This is a genomic window from Parabacteroides sp. AF14-59, assembly GCF_003479515.1.
Taxonomy (GTDB): Bacteria; Bacteroidota; Bacteroidia; order Bacteroidales; family Tannerellaceae; genus Parabacteroides; species Parabacteroides faecis.
In genome coordinates, this window is sequence record NZ_QUHH01000012.1 from 146,514 (window position 1) to 163,660 (window position 17,147).

Here is a 17,147-nt window from a genome sequence, read left to right on the forward strand (position 1 = left end):
TTCTAAATGCAGGAAACAGAATTTTCACTTTATCTTTCATAATAGACATATAAACAAATCACTTGATCGAATCAGTAGAAAGCCGTCCGTAGTTATACCTCATCAGGTTCAGGCTATCCACATAGATTTTGAAATAAGAGGTCGAATCCTCTTTTCCGTCCAGGCGGATAAAACCATACACACTCTTCACCTGCTTGGTCGGTAGCGTACGTAAAATCGTCTCATGATAACCATCCTGAAGGATCTTGTCGTTTACGGTAATGACCGTATCCCCCTGGTTGGCACTCAAACGGATCTCCGGATGACTTTTCATAGCATCGTTCAATCCCCAGACACGCATTCCCAGAACGAACGTACTACCGGAAGGATAGTTTGTTTCCGGTTTGATATCGACCGTTATGCCGTTGAATACAGCTTTCGGTTCAAAGGTAAGATAAGTAAGACGAGGCCAGATATCAACGGAATCCTGTTTGGAGACCGGAGCTGCACTAGCCTGCACGTCTCCCAACGCTTTCTGCCGTTCGTTCAGTTCCGCCAGTACCAGGTCATACACCTGCATATACACATCCAGGTTACTTCCATACCAGACGAGCGAACTGTCGTAAACGGCCTGTTCGATATTATGTTTGCGAAATACGGACTGATAAAGCGCTTCCTTTTCAGCATCGTCGATATATTTTTTATAGTCGGTACTGATCATAGCTTCCGCCAGTTGCATATCTATCAGGACAGCCTTCATCTCCTTTTCGGACAGAATACCATCAGGCACCTTACTACAGGAAACCACTAAAGCCGCCGTCAATAATACGACACCGTATCTGCGCAATTTACTCCGCATTTATTTACTACTTTCTTTTTCTTTTGAGAGACTGGCCGACAAAGTGTGCCGGTAAAATATCAATAACAAGAACACACCTACGCAGATAGCCGAATCTGCCAGGTTGAAGATCGGACGGAAGAAAACGAACTCCTCTCCTCCCCAGATCGGGACCCAGCCCGGCAATACCGTCTGGATCAACGGGAAATAAAACATATCCACCACTTTCCCGTGCAACCAGGTAGCATAACCACCGCCGGCAGGCATAAAAGAGGCGACCTGACCAAAACTATGGTCGAATACGACCCCATAAAATATAGAGTCGATTATATTACCGATGGCTCCCGCAAAGATCAACGAGACACACGCAATAAAGCCAAAACTGTACTTCTCCTTAACCAGTTTATACAGATAATATCCGATAAAACCGACCGCCACAATGCGGAATACGGATAAGAACAATTTGCCTATCACCTCTATACCGAAAGCCATTCCCGGATTTTCGGTAAAGTACAGATAAAACCACGGAGTGATCTCTATACTTTCGTGCAACTGCATGTGCGTCTTGATCCAGATTTTAAGAGCCTGGTCAAGAATAAGGAGCAGCATTACGATTAACACTGCTCCCCAACCTTTAGAAAATTTCATTTATCTTTTACCTCCTTGTTTTGCTTCGATACTCAAAGTAGCATGAGGTACGGCACGCAGTCTCTCCTTCGGGATCAACTTACCCGTTTCGCGACAAATGCCATAAGTCTTATTTTCAATACGGATCAAAGCAGCCTGTAAGTTCTGTATGAACTTCATCTGGCGCTGTGCCAGACGTCCGGCCTCTTCCTTCGACAAAGTTGCGGCACCTTCTTCCAACACCTTGAATGTTGGAGATGTATCGGCCACATCGTTCCCATCAGAATTGGTTACACCCGATCTCAACAACTCGTAATCCTTTTTGGCTACCTCCAACTTCTCTAAAATAATGGCGCGGAACTCCTCGAGTTCAGCATCCGAATATCTTGTCTTTTCTGCCATGGTTCATTTAATTTTAGGTTCCACAATTCATAATATATATCAGGCGATCCAAGTCGCAGTCCAAATATACGATAATATTTATATGCGGCAAGGGACACCTTTCTTTTTTAAGAAAAAAATCACTCTTTCTCAATACGCACCGACAGGTTGAAATCCTCGAAATCAAGGACAGTCGCATCACTTATCGCATGCTCTGTAATTTCAACAGATACGGCCAGCACCTGGTTCGCAATATATTCATTAAACTCCTTAATTGCGTCGTCCATTTCGTCGGAAGAAAGAACGGTCACGTTGATCTTATCGGTTATATCGTATCCGTTGCTCTTACGCAGGTTCTGGATACGGTTCACCAATTCACGTGCCAGCCCTTCTTTGCGCAGGCTTTCCGTCACGGTGATGTCGAGGGCAACCGTCAGGCGGCCTTCGTTGGCAACCAGCCATCCCGGTATATCTTCGGAGATGATTTCAACATCAGCCAGTTCGACTGCTGCTTCCTGTCCCTCCACATTCAAAGTAAATGTACCGGCAGCTTCGAAAGCAAGGATATCCTCCTGGCTCATACCCTGGATAGCAGCAGCCAAGCTCTTCATGATCTTTCCGTAACGCGGGCCTAACTTCTTGAAATCAGGCTTGATACGTTTAACCAGGATACCGGCGGCATTATCGACGAATTTCAGTTCCTTTACATTCACTTCGTTCAGGATCAGATTCTTCACCGCTTCAATGCTTTCCTGCTGGTGTGCATCCGTAACAGGCACCATGATGGTCTGCAGCGGCTGGCGAACTTTAATATTCACTTTACGACGCAGAGCCAGTACCATAGAAGAAACATCCTGTGCCATCTTCATACGTTCTTCCAGATCCTTGTCGATCAATGCTTCATCATATTTCGGGAAATCCGACAAGTGTACGGATTCCACCGTTTCACGTCCGGTAACGGCAATCAGGTCGCTGAACAGCTGATCGCCATAGAACGGAGCGATCGGAGACATCAGCTTGGCTACAGTTTCCAGACAAGTATATAAAGTCTGGTAAGCAGACAACTTATCCGTTGTCATGCCCCCGCCCCAGAAACGGCGACGGTTCAGGCGTACATACCAGTTACTCAGGTTATCGTTCACAAACTCAGAGATAGCACGTCCCGCACGGGTCGGTTCGTAAGTATCATAGAATCCGTCAACATCTTTCACCAATGTATTCAGCAAAGAAAGGATCCAGCGGTCGATTTCGGGACGTTCGTTCAGAGGAACATCCGGTTCCGAATAATCGAAGCCGTCCACGTTTGCATACAAAGCAAAGAATGAATACGTATTATATAATGTACCGAAGAACTTTCGGCGCACTTCATCCATACCGTCGATATCGAACTTGATATTATCCCACGGAGACGCATTGGTGATCATATACCAACGCAACGGGTCTGAACCATACTGTTCGATCGTCGAGAACGGGTCGATTGCATTACCCAGACGTTTAGACATCTTATTACCGTTCTTATCCAGTACCAGGCCATTGGAAACAACCGCTTTATAAGCCACGCTGTCGAAAACCATCGTAGCCAGTGCATGCAGGGTAAAGAACCAGCCACGAGTCTGGTCGACCCCCTCTGCGATAAAGTCTGCCGGATAAACCGTACGGTTATCCAGTATTTCCTTATTCTCAAACGGATAATGGATCTGTGCATAAGGCATCGCACCCGAATCGAACCAAACGTCGATCAGGTCGGTCTCACGCTTCATCGGCTTGCCGCTTTCGGAAACAAGGATCACCTCATCCACATACGGACGGTGCAGGTCGATCTTTTCGTAATTGTCCTTATTATATTCGCCCGGATTGAACCCTCTGTCCTTATAAGGATTAGATTCCATGAATCCGGCCTTAACGGCTTTCTCTATTTCATTGTACAGTTCTTCTACCGAACCGACACACATCTCTTCCGTTCCGTCTTCCGTACGCCAGATAGGTAACGGAGTACCCCAGTAGCGGCTACGGCTCAGGTTCCAGTCCTGCAGGTTTTCCAGCCATTTACCGAAACGGCCCGTACCTGTACTCTGCGGCTTCCAGTTGATCGTATTGTTCAGTTCAATCATACGGTCACGGCAGGCAGTTGTGCGGATAAACCAGCTATCCAGCGGATAGTATAATACAGGTTTGTCGGTACGCCAGCAGTGCGGATAATTGTGCACTTGTTTTTCGATACGGAACACACGGTTCTGTACCTTCAGCATCATACATATCTCGATATCCAATGTCTCATCTTTGTCGGTCTTTTCCGGATCGTAAGCATTCTTCACGAACTTACCCTGGAACGGATCGTAATCGGCTGCATTCATACGAGTCTGTACAAATTCAGGGTCCAGATCTTCCAACAGGTAGAACTTACCCGTCATATCGACCATCGGACGGTTGTTGCCATCCTTATCGATCATCATCAACGGAGGCACACCACTAGCTTTTGCCACACGGTCGTCGTCCGCACCGAATGTCGGAGCGATATGTACGATACCCGTACCGTCTTCAACCGTTACATAATCGCCTGTGATTACACGGAACGCACCTTCACCCGGGTTCACCCACGGAATCAGCTGCTCATAGTGCATACCGGCCAGTTCCGGTCCCTTCCATTCACCTACGACTTTAAAAGGTACCAGCTTATCTCCAGCCTTATAATCAGACAATTCAAGATCGGCTGCTTTCGGATTGAAATATACGTTCAACAGATCTTTAGCCAGAACTGCCGTCATCGGCATGCCAGTATACGGATTGTAAGTCTGAACAGCCACATAGGTGATATTCGGACCTACACAAAGCGCCGTATTTGAAGGCAATGTCCACGGAGTAGTCGTCCATGCCAGGAAGAATGCATCACCGAACTGAGCCATTTCCGGTTTCGGATCGAGGATATGGAATTGTGCCGTACAAGTGGTATCCTTCACGTCGCGGTAACAACCCGGCTGGTTCAACTCGTGCGAGCTAAGCCCCGTTCCGGCAGCCGGTGAATACGGCTGAATGGTATACCCCTTATACAGTAACCCTTTCTTATACAATTCTTTCAGCAGATACCACAATGTTTCGATGTAACGGTTATCGTAGGTGATATACGGATTTTCCATATCCACCCAGTACCCCATTTTATTGGTAAGGTCTTCCCATTCCTTGGTAAACTTCATCACATCTTTGCGGCAAGCTGCGTTATAGTCAGCGACAGAAATCTTCTTACCGATATCTTCCTTGGTTATACCCATAGATTTCTCAACGCCCAGCTCAACCGGCAGGCCGTGAGTATCCCATCCTGCCTTACGGTTCACCAGATATCCTTTCATGGTTTTGTAACGGCAGAAAATATCTTTAATCGAACGAGCAATAACATGGTGAATACCCGGCATTCCGTTTGCAGAAGGCGGACCTTCATAAAATACAAACGAGGGGTATCCTTCACGGATTTCAAGACTCTTATGGAAGATGTCGCCATCCTGCCATTTCTTCAACACCTCTTTATTGACATTCGATAAATCGAACTTAGAGTATTCGGTAAATTTCTTACTCATATCGCGCTATTTTTAACTATCTTCTAAAAATGCCGCAAAGTTAGTGATTTAATTCTAATTAGACAATAAAGAAATGAGCATGGAAAAATACAATCGAATTGTAACGACAAGAAGTCAGAATTTAAACAAACCGTTTTCGTCCAGATCGATAGGCAACATAGCAGAGTTGGAGGCATATTCTTTGGGGATAGCCTGCTCGATACGTTGTAAATCTTCCTTACTGAGATCGATCTCAATTGCTTTCACGGTATCCCGAAGCTGACCGACTGTACGCGAACCGACCAACGCCAGCATATCGCCGCCCTGTGCCAGTACCCATGCAATGGCAAGTTGCGACACGGAAACATTCTTCTCTGCGGCCATTTCCTTCAATACATCCAGCCGTGCCACAGCCTGTTTCAGCTTCTCTGCAGCCTGGGGAGGCATCCTCCGGCTCAAGGTTGCCAGTTTTTCCTCCGGGTTACTACCTCCTATCACGCCATGAAACAGATTGGCAAAAGTAACAATTCCGATACCCAGTTCACGTGCTGTAGGAATCAGGCTTTGTTCTATCTCTCTGTCGAGCAGCGAATACCGCACTTCCACCAGGCTGATGGGGTGAACAGCATGGGCCCGGCGCAATGTTCCGGCATCTATCTCGGTAATTCCGACATTACGCACATATCCGGCTTTTACCATATCTGCAACGGCTCCGATCGTTTCTTCCACCGGGATATGCGGATTGATACGGGCAGGTTGATACAGGTCGACATAGTCCGTACCCAGGCGTTTCAAGGTATAGGCCAAATAATTCTGAACACTCTGCGGACGTACGTCGATGCCATAAAAACGATCATCAGGAGTCAGCATTCCACCAAACTTGACAGAAATAAAGACATCTTCCCGTTTACGTGTTTTCAATGCTTCACGGATAATCAGTTCGCTTTCGCCATGACCATAAAAATCACCTGTGTTCAGATAAGTAATCCCACTGTCCAAAGCTGCATGTATGGTATCGATCCCTTGCTGAATATCAGCCATCCTCATTGCCCCCAGGCCAATGCGGGAAAGGGTAATGCCATTCGTTTCTTTATTCAAATACTTCATTGTTTCGCAGTTTAATATTTATAGGCTATAAAAATATACATTTGCTTGCATATAATCGATCTTTTCAAAACTGATTATGAGAAGATCAGGAATAATATGTATCTTTGTGATACAGATACATAGCAAAATGAAATATGCAACAAGAAATAATACATATTTCCCGACCGATTGATCACAAGATCATGGAGTTTGTGGTCTTTGCCATCGAAAGTGCTGCACAAAAGACAGGCATTCCTGCCCCAACACTTTATAATCGATTAGAAAAGGTCAATCTTATCTCCCGCTATTTGATCGAGGGATACGATATGCTTCATACTCAAAGCAGAGACTACATTGCAGACACACTGATAGAAGCCCTTAATAATTGGGAAAGCTATTATAAAGAAAAAGGAGAACTAGCATGAAAGTTTTTCATGGAAGTACATCAGAGATACAAAATCCTTTAGCCAATATCGGGAGAGACAATCTTGATTTCGGAAAGGGATTTTATGTTACAGATATTTATAATCAGGCAGAACGATGGGCCTCTGTTATGATGTTACGGCGTCCTGGTTCTGTTGCTACAATCAATATATACGAATTAAATATTGAAAAAATATCTTCTTCTAATTATAAGTCATTGCACTTTAAAGGGTATAGCACCGACTGGCTTGATTTTATCGTCGCTTGTCGGCGAGGAGAAAAACCTTGGCTGGGATATGACTTGATAGAGGGAGGCGTTGCTAACGACCGGGTATTTGATACTATAGAAAATTATATCGAAGGACAAATTACAAAAGAAACAGCATTAGGACGTTTACAATATGAGCAACCGAATAACCAAATTTGTTTACTAAGTCAACAGCTTATAGACGAATGCTTGTCGTTTCAACAATGTGTAATACTTAAATAATAAACGATCTATGATTGATGTTTTAGTGTGGAATAAATATAGTCGTATCGTAATGATGCTGGCCGAACAACTGAAAATATCTCCGGTCAAAGCTTTGCACTTGTTTTATAACAGCAAAGTATATGCTCTTTTACTCAATAAAGAATATCCTTTAATAACAATGAGCGATGCATATATTACAGACGAAATCATAATTGAACTGCAGCAACAACAATCCTAATAGTCTTAATTTGCTCGTATATAATTGATCTTTCCTAGAATAAAAATGAAAAAGATCATGAATAATATGTATCTTCGTATCGGATTCATAAACTATAAATAATTATTACCATGGCCAAACCTATCAAAGAGACTCCGATCTTATTCGGAGAAGAAGCAAAGCGTTTTAACAATCCATCAAGGATGTGAAGCCAGCTTCTGACGATGAAAAAAGACGTATAAAGGAAGCTTATGAGAATATAAAGAAAATAGCAGCCTTTATGATGTAAATAGGAAATCAGCTAAGAACTTATAAAATAAGACCTGCATTATGACAATAATAGAACTTGAAGCTAGCAAAGCAGAATTGGTTCGTGAAATATTAAATATCGACAATAGCGAAACCATCGGGAAACTCCGTAAATATCTAAGTAAAATCCGAAGTAACAAACAGGAGGTAAGTTCCTGTGAATATACGCTTGAAGAGGTGCGCCAACGATTATCCGTCACAGGCAAAGATGCTATTGCCGGAATAGGAATCAGCGGGGATGAAATGGAACAGCACATGAAAAATATTATATAATGGAGATAATATGGCATCCACTCGCTTCGAACGATTTTGACCAAATTATATTTTATTAATCGACCAACTCACCTACCGCTCATTAGTTTCCGGTCATATTAAAATAATTTATACCATCCACGATAAATATCTATATATTCATATGCTTTGGGATTGTAGACGTAATCCGGAACTACTTCAAAGCGAAATGAAAGAGCGCAAGTAAAACAGAACTTATGATTTTTAAGCCTAACAGGCTTTTTTTCCTTATAAACGGTTGTTTATTCCATCGTATATACTATCTTTGCAGTACTACAGAAAGTGCAGAAACTATAGCGTTAGGTTCTGTTCTGTAGAAATATTAGAATAAGGCATTTTAAAATATTATCTCGGTCCCTTGTAAACATCCAAACATACGCACAACTGAGATAGTAGCAACAAAATGCCCATGTTATTTGTATATACATAGTTATATATGATATGACGTGGGCTGTTGCTTACTATCAGTGTGCAAGGGAGGGATACCCACAAGGGCTGAGATGTAGCAATAGCGCCACGTTTTTTTATGCCTTTTTCAAGCTATACTTTTTACATCAACACATTAATATGTTAAACAATCATACAATCAGTAAAAAGGAATAGCGAAGAGGGGACTCTGCCACTGTCCGGTTCGCGAGAATAGGATAGTATCTATTTGTATAGCACAATTATGTCTATCAGATAAAACACTTGTATTATGATAAACTTGTTAACTAAAATACGTGATTATGTACAACTTCTCCTCCCCAACGACCAGAAGCCAAGCTTTTCGGGCCATGTACTGACAGATCACAAAGAAACAACATGGGAAGAAGCCAGTATCGTATCTTCATCTGTAAATATACCGACGGCTGATGAGCAGCCTCCGGAAGAGAAGAGGGATAAAGAAAGTGATTTTATTATTGAAGCGTTTAAAAGGCTGACACCCGATTATTTATTGATCGTATCGGAAATGAGGAACTTACTAAACTCCGATCTAAAAAAAATAGTATTCCATGCATTAGCCACCGGATTAAACGTGGAAAAAGTTGCAACACATTTGGGCCTCTCCTCCCAGGAGGTAAAAGAGATATTTCAGAATGCCATTACAGATATAAGCATCCAATCAGGATTTGTCAGAGCCCATATCAATAACGGTATTCGAAGAGAGATAGAAATCGACAAATTAAAATCAAACATACAATCATTGAAAACACAGTTAACAAAGGATGAAATCAAACATCCCGCCCCAAAGCGAACGTCATCCCAAATACCTTACGTCAAACAAAAGAAATTACTATCCCAACCATTAACCCATAGCCTCGATTTAGAGACAAGAACCCTGACTATTCTTAAAGCGGTAGAAATATATACATTGGAAGACTTACTGAAATTTATTTCAACCAACGGACTTGCCGCACTGAAGAAACGACGAAACTTCGGGAACTTATCTTTAAATAAACTGGAAAAAGAATTAATAAGAAAAGGGATCTTTGACCCGAGCGGTCATTGTGAACTATATCAAGAGATAGCTAAGAGATAATACCTAATAATTTTTTCTGAAACTGTATTGCAGTTATAAGCCATCCGGCTCGTGAGAGTCGAATGGCTTTTTTGGAAAAATATACCTTCATTCCTTCAATTAGGCTATATACTTCTAATTATAAAGAAATTACAGATGAAGCCTTTTTGCAGACACATTGTCCAATGAAGAAAAATCACCGTATTTCCTTCACATGATATACATTTCCACGTAAAATATGCCGGCTTGGGACATTGTTACGACGCAACAGGCGGCCGAAAGCATTTATAGTGGTGTTGCTAAAAGTCAGGCGGCTACGCTTACGGATACGTTGCATGATCTCGGCAGCGGGAAGCCATTCGCCAATTTCACCACCTTCTTCAGACAACGGCTTGAAATATTGCAGGAAAAGCTGCTCTTCCACCGGAACCTGTTCGAACACTTCATTCTGAAGAGTAATAGATTTTTCTTCCTCCCGCGTCAGCCAATACCGTTCGCCTGTACGGAGCGCATGGATCGCCTGAGCATACAGCTGGTCATAATCGATAAAATGCCTGCGGTCTATCTCACCATTTATTTCCACACACAGAAAACGCCGACTGCCGGTCGGATCGGATAACAAGTCCATATTATTACAAGTTCCGACAAATCCGGCATACCGTTTCAAAGCCCGCACACTCGATTTGTAGGCACTACGAGCATTCACCTCGGGCTTTTGAAGCAGATGTTTCAGGAAAGACTGACGGGAGTTTCCTATCGAGTCGAACTCGTCGATATTTATAAGGGCAAAACGGTGCAGCATCAGTTCAGCATCACGACGATTTCCAAAATCGATACTGTCGGTATAAAACTCACGCAAAACCGGTGGCATTAAATTACGGCACCAGGTAGACTTTCCACATCCCTGATCCCCCACCAATAAGGGTAACAGGCTGTTAGCATGCACCCCACCCATCTGTTTCCATTGGGCGACTAACCCCAGGAACCAGATATAAAAATGCTCGCGCCACAACTTCGATGATGTCGGTACCGTATCCGCCAAGGCACGTATATGGTCTTTTCTGTCCCATTCCGGCAGATTATCCAGATAATCATCCAGCGGATTAAACAGCGGAATCTTATTGGAATAGATATAACGTTTCACATCACGATCCCACAAATCGAGTCCTTCCGCCTGCGCATGCAGGGAGATCGTATTGAGAACCTCATCGGTAACAGGAAAGAAACTATAATAATAGGAACGTCGTTCGCGATATTCCACTTCACCTTTCAACTCGTTCCTCCGGAACTCATAGCGACGTTTCATAAACTCATCCATCCGAAATACGAGGTTCTGGCAAACCGGCATGACCGGACCGACACCAAAATATTTATCCAGCAGATAAGTATTGTGTACCACCGCCCGCAGTTCCGTCTCGTTCCGTTGGAAATGTACATTCACATACGCCCATTTCACCACATCTTCTTCCGGTATGCCTGCACGAAGGCAATTCTCTGCCAACCGTACCAGCAAAGCATCCGCCGTCGTATCGCCAGACTCCTTCCCCACTTCTTCAATTGCTTTTTTCAAGGCCACCTGATAAAGCAGGTAAACGGAATAACTGCGTTCATGCCCCGCCTCCATCCGTTGAAGAGGCATCGGCTCCTGCTGTTTCAACTCACGGAACGTCGGTTCACCAGGCACTTGCAAGGGTTGTTCGAGCGTAGCCGGTACAGCCGTATCTCTACCGCCTCCCTATCGCCCGACAGGTTATCGACTTCCAATAGAACAAGACCGTTGTAAGCTTTCATCTCCAAAGTCTCATTTTTCTTTTTCAATTCTGCACCGAAAACGATCCGAGGAAGTTTGGTTGCTGCCGGACAAGGGTATCCCGGAGGATATTCCTCTAGCTTTTTCCGGAACTCTTCTACCGCATGTCCGGATACAGAGTTCCTCATCGTATCGATCAATTCATTAAGGGATAGGGGTTTAACGGATTTATTTCCGTCTTTGTAATGTGTGATATTCATTCGCTTGTAATTTAAGGTGTACTTTCTGCTTAAAAGTAAGAAAAAAAGCCATGTATAACAAGGCTTTCATCAATTATTATTTATATCTTTAGTCCGTTATTCTTTCTTATTTGACAACTGACAAACGCTTGTTAGACTGTTGTCGAATAAGCGTTTGTCAGCTGTCGAACAAGCGTACGACAATTAACAAACAAAACAGAGTAAGGCATTTCGGAATTACCGGATGCATAGTTTTACCTTAAACAAATACTGATATGTGTGCAAGATATCGAATGGTTCGCAATCCGAACCCCACAGGAGACAAGAAAAAGCAAGCATTACATCCGCGTGTTGTACCTTACGGGACAATCCACACCAATGATCTGATAGAAGAAGCAGAAGGCCGTTCCGGAATTTCGGGAGCCGACATCAAAGGGGCTTTACAGGTCATAGCCGATGTGATGGCCAGACGTCTGGACGACGGATATAATATCGAACTGGACGGCATCGGCTTCTTCAGTGTTTCGCTCGCTTCACGTCCGGTCATGAATAAAAAAGAGCTCCGTAGCGAATCAATTCATTTCCGTAATGTAAATTTCCGCTGCGGCAAATATCTAAAAAGTAAATTGAAGTCGATGCACCTGGAACGTATGCCGGAAGGGAAAGGCGTTCTTCCTCCTTTCGATGAACGGGTACGCAGGCTGACAGAATATCTGAACGTACATCACTATATCACTTGTAGTGACTACCGGGAACTGACAGGTTGCTCCAAATATCGTGCACTGGAAGACCTGAAGAAGTTGATAGATGAAGGAAAACTGGAGAAAGGAGGGTATAGAAGTACGAGGGTTTATTCATTTCCTTCAGCGGTAAAGGATTGATGGTGAATGAAAAACATCCACTAATGAAGGAATGAAGGATTATTTTCGGATTACATCACAAGTATAATCCCTATGGAATCAATCTCCAACATGTAGTACTATGTGAAACGATAGCCAAATACATTATTTATCTGCAGGAAACAACAGCATCAAAGCAGGTATACCGGATGCGGAGTAACTATCGATCGTTGAACCTGCTGGCAAAACTTTTTCATATTCCCCACTGCATACATTGCGTGACTTATCCCTGTTTTCCAAACCGTAACCAATCGTGCGTTTCAGAAAAGGAAGGTATTGCGTTTGCTTACAGTCATAAATCAACATAGCCACATATTGTGCAAAAATTGCTGTATAAATACCCTGTTCGATTCCATTTTCAAAGGGTAATAAATTATGTTTTGCAGACATGACATTCACAGTATAATCCGTAGCTAAAATGGCATTATTCAAATACTTTTTCTCGCCGGTCGCTTTATAAAGCAATACGGAGGCACCAATAAAGGTAGCTTGATTGTAAACGTGGGCAGTCCATGCGGGACGTCCGTTGCCATGGCGGCTATCAGCAATTTGCCCTGTTTGCTTATCCAACAAATTTTCGACACCCCATTCATAAATTTCTTTTCCTTTCGCCAGATATTGTTCTCTTGTCTGGTATTTCGGATATTCATCTGTCGACTCTTTTCTTTTCCGCGGCACATTATTATATAGAGTTAAAGCAGCAACTACAGTCGGAAAATTGATACAAGCCATCTTACCGTCGCCAGGTTTATTGGGTTTCGGGTTCTGTATAGGCTGCCATTGCCAGAACATTCCTCCATTTTCTTTATCATAAGAACCAGTATCCCCCACTTTCGGGGAACCATACCAGACTCTACTGAAACTCAATTCTGATAATGTCAGATATTCGTCAACTTTAAATAACTCATAGGCGCGTGCCAAAGAAATGGTCCACCACATGATATCATCATAAATAAACCAACCTGTATTTTCATTGTTGTCATCAAAATTAAAATTGGCATATTGCGCTTTATTACCCTCGAATATCTTTGTGCATAATCTCTTGTAAGTTGCTTGCTTATCTTTACTCTTTAATCTTTTAGCCAACTTATACGCATTCATCGCCATATCCCAATAAATCGGCTGGCACCAGATGGCCGCTGCCCCGTTGAAACGGTCTTTAGCTGAAAGGAAAGATGAATTTGTCTTGTAGATATATTTATCAGTATCGAGTAGCGTGTTGTTAAACCCCTCGTAAATAGTCCAAACATCCTCATTCGTATAGGTGAAAGACTTTTTACTTAAACTATCCAAACCTTCGGCCCGGCATACTACAGATGATGTAAATAATACAAGCAGTAAGTTTACAACTAAAAATAGATTGCTTTTCATCTTTGTTTGTTAAGTTTTTAAATTTTATCGTGATAAAGGGAACAAATCTCTCCCCAAGCGGCTGTTTGAGTATCTTTTGTTACATTGTCACGAGTTGCACCAGCGGATTTTTGAACAACCTTGCTTAGGCTGCAAAGATAAAAAAATTGCCGGCTCAATAATTCAAAATGATTGTAAAGGTTTTGATTTCTATCAAAAAGATCACCTAAGTACCTTTATAAATTCGTACTTAGGTGATCTTTTGTTTTAATTTGTATATTTAGTGTCTCAGGTTATCTCACAGAATTTCGGTTATACATTCTTTCATGTGTCCACCACCCGATAAATCAATAATGCCTCATTAGCTTCCTCTTACTATTTCACCGGCCTCTTTTTCTAAATCGAAAGACTGTATTTGGAACAGATATTCGCATTGTGAAGAGATTAAGCGGTTTATCGAACAATGAATACTCCCTTTAGGTAAGGATTCGCTGTGAATAAACGTATTGTATTTCGTAAATACAGAAACTGTAACATAACTGAAGTTGTCCTCCGTCGGCTCTTCCCAGATTAAATGAACAGCACCAGGAGCCGACTCTGCCGTTAAATTCTTGACGGCGGCAACCGAATTAAAAATCTTTTGTGGAGAAAGGAGGGTATAGAAGTACGAGGGTTTATTCATTTCCTTCATTTGTAAAACGCTGATAATAAAAAAGTAGAAGTATTTTCGTCTAATCTGCCGGTATAAAATGTATCAAAATATCTTTATTACTATAATTAGCAGCAGTCACATATTGAAGTTTATCATTGAAAAAATCTATAGCCTCTTCATGCGTATGTCCTGCATAAATACCAATCACTTCAGGACTATTCAGAACCATATCCCGAAATTGATAGGTCGTTTCAGTAAATCCTTTTTCTGGCCAGGGCTCTCGCCTTTCTATTTCGTAATAAATATCGTTATCCCTGTTCCAGTCAGGATGTCCGCACCCATAATCAATATTATGTCCCGGTAAATAAACAGGAATATGCATTGACAAAATAATAGGCAGTCCCCTACCGACCTGTTCCCGGAAAAATGCCAGTTGCTCTTGTGTTATTTCGAAAGCAGAATTATCAATCATTACAAAGTTTATATTGTGAATAATCTGAGAATGAAACATTGGATTATGTTTCTGATATAAAGCTTTTAAATTAGAGTGTATCCATTTATCTCGTTGAGAAAAAGTATCCCCCTGTTCACCCTCATAATGCCAATCGTGATTACCCGCAATATACACCCAGTTCAAGCCGGATTTATCAAGTATGGATTTGATATATTCAACCGAAGCGAGTGATGGAAAATTAATAATATCGCCACCCAGAATCACCAGTTCCGAATCTGCCTTCTTAGCCTTATCAAGAGATGCACGGAAAGCCATGTCCCGGCCATTTCCTTTCCCATAATTCTCAGGCTCAACAGCACTTCCCCCCATTCGACGGGTATAGGTATAATACTCTTCTCCACGTTCATCCTCTATTGTAAAGTGAGTATCGGAAAGAAATAATACATTAAACGGCATCTTCAACCCTTTTATATAATAATATACGTTTCCATCCTGTACCGTAATACTCTCTGCCATGCGAAAGTTCTGCCCTTCCCGGCAGCCTGCCAAAAGGCAGGCCAGGAAAGAGGCATAAAAGAAAAGCTTCATTTTTATCATCTTCATCTTTTTAATATCCACATTAAATCGTTGTTTGTATCCTTACCATTATACTGACGATCCAAAGCGATTTTCAGATTCTCTCCATTTTCATCATATTCCCGTTGCGGATACATCCAACGTTTCGGTAACTGATTAGGGACATCATTCATATTAGTCGACGGGTTAATCGGTAAAACAGGATATAAAACCCGACGGTATTCATAATACCCATCCCATGGATTTTGTAAAAAATAAATAAAATACTTTTGCTGGAAAATCTGTTTTAACTGAGTATTCACATCCGACGCAAATGCAGCTCGCCCATTCGATAGATACTCAGTTATATACTCATCGGTAATTTGGGGCCTTCCATCAACATAGGCATCAGGAGTATAGTCTTTTACGAACGACATTGCAGCACGAACACCTCGTTCATAAAACTCCTTAGCATTTCCAGACATCCATCCCCTAACAATTCCTTCTGCAATATTAAAACATTGTTCAGCATAACCTATTCTCATAATAGGTTCGCCAACCGGATTATTGATATCCCGGTAGCGTAAATTCAACTTACAACATTTACCCTCCCCATATAATTTAGTGATATCACTGAACGGCAAACTAGGATCAATAGAAATATAAGCATCGAAATCGCCATTCGCAAACCCTTGTCCTAAAGCATATTCCGAAGGTTCTGCAAAATAGAACAATCTGTTATCTTTCAACACTTTCAACGAATCGACTAAATTGGAAGATAAGACGCAATACCCGTTACTACGTGCCCACAGATCATTGAAAGGATAAACCTGTCCTCCCTTATTAGAATAGGCCAACTGGAAATTATCATCGTTACTTTCCATCAGCGGCCTGTTATTTACCAAATCACTGAACTGCGATTGAAGATTCAGGTCAGCTTCCGTATCATGCATATATAAATTAATGAGTACCTTTAGTTTAAAGCCATTCACAACTTTTACCCATTTAGCGGGATCGCCGTTTAAGATCGGATCCCCTTCGAAATTTTGACTTTTCCCAAATAGTTCAGCGGCTTTATCCAAATCTTTTAAAATAGCCAGCATTACCTCCTTCTGTGTATCATATTGGGGAGTATAAACTATTGTTTCCGGGTTCACTGCTTCCGAATAAGGAATATCCCCGAATATCAGCGACAAATAAAAACCTTTATAAGCCTTGATAAAACAAGCCAAAGCCTCGTAAGGCATTCTAATTTCGGGAACCGCGGATGCAACCATTTGGTTTGCATTGGTTATATCCAGAAAAGGAGTGAAATCCGAACGTGAAATCTTGTTATACAATTCATTTCGAATCAGTTCGGCTGTAATAGCATGCTTACTCATGAAATTATGATCGATAAATGATCCGTACTCATAATTTTGCTTGGTCATACCCATAAGTAACCCAGTAGCCAACATTCCAGGTGTTACCTGATTGGTAGCATTCGGATTATTATTAATCTCATCAAAATTCGAACAAGAGAACAGAATGGATAGAGATAAGACAATTCCTAATATATTATAGTATTTCATAATCA

At 42.0% G+C, this 17,147-nt stretch carries 17 protein-coding genes; 6 read left to right on the forward strand and 11 right to left on the reverse strand.

Annotated features, from left to right (window positions below; all coding sequences use genetic code 11):
* Nucleotides 1–58: 58 nt before the first annotated feature.
* The 5 genes from DWW23_RS14340 to DWW23_RS14360 all read right to left on the reverse strand — a co-directional run bounded on the left by DWW23_RS14340 (nucleotide 59) and on the right by DWW23_RS14360 (nucleotide 6,480).
* On the reverse strand, nucleotides 59–838 hold the full coding sequence (locus tag DWW23_RS14340; RefSeq protein WP_122353965.1) for a DUF4296 domain-containing protein: 780 nt from the start codon (nucleotides 836–838) through the stop codon (nucleotides 59–61).
* Nucleotides 839–1,465: a lipoprotein signal peptidase gene (locus tag DWW23_RS14345; protein WP_122353966.1), complete on the reverse strand. Its 627-nt coding sequence runs from the start codon at nucleotides 1,463–1,465 to the stop codon at nucleotides 839–841.
* Nucleotides 1,466–1,846, reverse strand: coding sequence for a TraR/DksA C4-type zinc finger protein (locus DWW23_RS14350; RefSeq protein WP_007657507.1), 381 nt, complete (start codon nucleotides 1,844–1,846; stop codon nucleotides 1,466–1,468).
* A gap of 119 nt (nucleotides 1,847–1,965) precedes the next feature.
* Nucleotides 1,966–5,394: an isoleucine--tRNA ligase gene (gene ileS, locus DWW23_RS14355; RefSeq protein ID WP_122353967.1), complete on the reverse strand. Its 3,429-nt coding sequence runs from the start codon at nucleotides 5,392–5,394 to the stop codon at nucleotides 1,966–1,968.
* 114 nt (nucleotides 5,395–5,508) lie between these two features.
* The gene (locus DWW23_RS14360; RefSeq protein ID WP_122353968.1) at nucleotides 5,509–6,480 is read right to left on the reverse strand and encodes an aldo/keto reductase; all 972 of its coding nucleotides are present in this window, start codon (nucleotides 6,478–6,480) and stop codon (nucleotides 5,509–5,511) included.
* A 134-nt stretch (nucleotides 6,481–6,614) separates the two neighbouring features.
* On the opposite strand from DWW23_RS14360, the gene DWW23_RS14365 reads away from it, so the two are divergent.
* The 5 genes from DWW23_RS14365 to DWW23_RS14385 all read left to right on the forward strand — a co-directional run bounded on the left by DWW23_RS14365 (nucleotide 6,615) and on the right by DWW23_RS14385 (nucleotide 9,693).
* Complete coding sequence (locus DWW23_RS14365) at nucleotides 6,615–6,884, forward strand: DUF3791 domain-containing protein (protein WP_222941150.1); 270 nt, start codon at nucleotides 6,615–6,617, stop codon at nucleotides 6,882–6,884.
* Nucleotides 6,881–7,372 carry a DUF3990 domain-containing protein gene (locus DWW23_RS14370; RefSeq protein ID WP_122353969.1) on the forward strand — a complete coding sequence of 164 codons (492 nt, stop codon included), beginning with the start codon at nucleotides 6,881–6,883 and terminating at the stop codon, nucleotides 7,370–7,372. The genes DWW23_RS14365 and DWW23_RS14370 overlap by 4 nt, the downstream gene beginning before the upstream one ends.
* Before the next feature lie 10 nt (nucleotides 7,373–7,382).
* The gene (locus tag DWW23_RS14375; protein ID WP_122353970.1) at nucleotides 7,383–7,592 is read left to right on the forward strand and encodes a DUF3791 domain-containing protein; all 210 of its coding nucleotides are present in this window, start codon (nucleotides 7,383–7,385) and stop codon (nucleotides 7,590–7,592) included.
* A 309-nt stretch (nucleotides 7,593–7,901) separates the two neighbouring features.
* A complete protein-coding gene (locus DWW23_RS14380; protein WP_122353971.1) occupies nucleotides 7,902–8,153 on the forward strand; it encodes a hypothetical protein in 252 nt (83 codons plus the stop codon).
* A 715-nt stretch (nucleotides 8,154–8,868) separates the two neighbouring features.
* Nucleotides 8,869–9,693, forward strand: coding sequence for a hypothetical protein (locus DWW23_RS14385; protein ID WP_122353972.1), 825 nt, complete (start codon nucleotides 8,869–8,871; stop codon nucleotides 9,691–9,693).
* Nucleotides 9,694–9,868: 175 nt separating this feature from the next.
* On the opposite strand, the gene DWW23_RS14390 is transcribed toward DWW23_RS14385, so the two are convergent.
* Nucleotides 9,869–11,356, reverse strand: a complete 1,488-nt coding sequence (locus DWW23_RS14390; protein ID WP_147382614.1) for a VapE domain-containing protein — start codon at nucleotides 11,354–11,356, stop codon at nucleotides 9,869–9,871.
* On the reverse strand, nucleotides 11,326–11,682 hold the full coding sequence (locus DWW23_RS26730; protein WP_122353974.1) for a BT4734/BF3469 family protein: 357 nt from the start codon (nucleotides 11,680–11,682) through the stop codon (nucleotides 11,326–11,328). The genes DWW23_RS14390 and DWW23_RS26730 overlap by 31 nt, the downstream gene beginning before the upstream one ends.
* A 254-nt stretch (nucleotides 11,683–11,936) precedes the next feature.
* Between DWW23_RS26730 and DWW23_RS14400 the strand changes: the two genes are divergently transcribed.
* Nucleotides 11,937–12,542, forward strand: a complete 606-nt coding sequence (locus DWW23_RS14400) for an HU family DNA-binding protein (protein WP_122353975.1) — start codon at nucleotides 11,937–11,939, stop codon at nucleotides 12,540–12,542.
* 123 nt (nucleotides 12,543–12,665) lie between these two features.
* On the opposite strand, the gene DWW23_RS14405 is transcribed toward DWW23_RS14400, so the two are convergent.
* The 4 genes from DWW23_RS14405 to DWW23_RS14420 form a co-directional block, all read right to left on the reverse strand.
* Nucleotides 12,666–13,931 carry a glycoside hydrolase family 76 protein gene (locus DWW23_RS14405; RefSeq protein WP_122353976.1) on the reverse strand — a complete coding sequence of 422 codons (1,266 nt, stop codon included), beginning with the start codon at nucleotides 13,929–13,931 and terminating at the stop codon, nucleotides 12,666–12,668.
* A gap of 340 nt (nucleotides 13,932–14,271) precedes the next feature.
* Nucleotides 14,272–14,592: a hypothetical protein gene (locus tag DWW23_RS14410; RefSeq protein ID WP_147382615.1), complete on the reverse strand. Its 321-nt coding sequence runs from the start codon at nucleotides 14,590–14,592 to the stop codon at nucleotides 14,272–14,274.
* Nucleotides 14,593–14,641: 49 nt separating this feature from the next.
* On the reverse strand, nucleotides 14,642–15,619 hold the full coding sequence (locus tag DWW23_RS14415) for a metallophosphoesterase (protein WP_122353978.1): 978 nt from the start codon (nucleotides 15,617–15,619) through the stop codon (nucleotides 14,642–14,644).
* Nucleotides 15,616–17,142 (reverse strand): SusD/RagB family nutrient-binding outer membrane lipoprotein, encoded by a 1,527-nt coding sequence (locus tag DWW23_RS14420; RefSeq protein ID WP_158583192.1) that lies wholly within the window; start codon nucleotides 17,140–17,142, stop codon nucleotides 15,616–15,618. The genes DWW23_RS14415 and DWW23_RS14420 overlap by 4 nt, the downstream gene beginning before the upstream one ends.
* Between the last annotated feature and the right edge of the window lie 5 nt (nucleotides 17,143–17,147).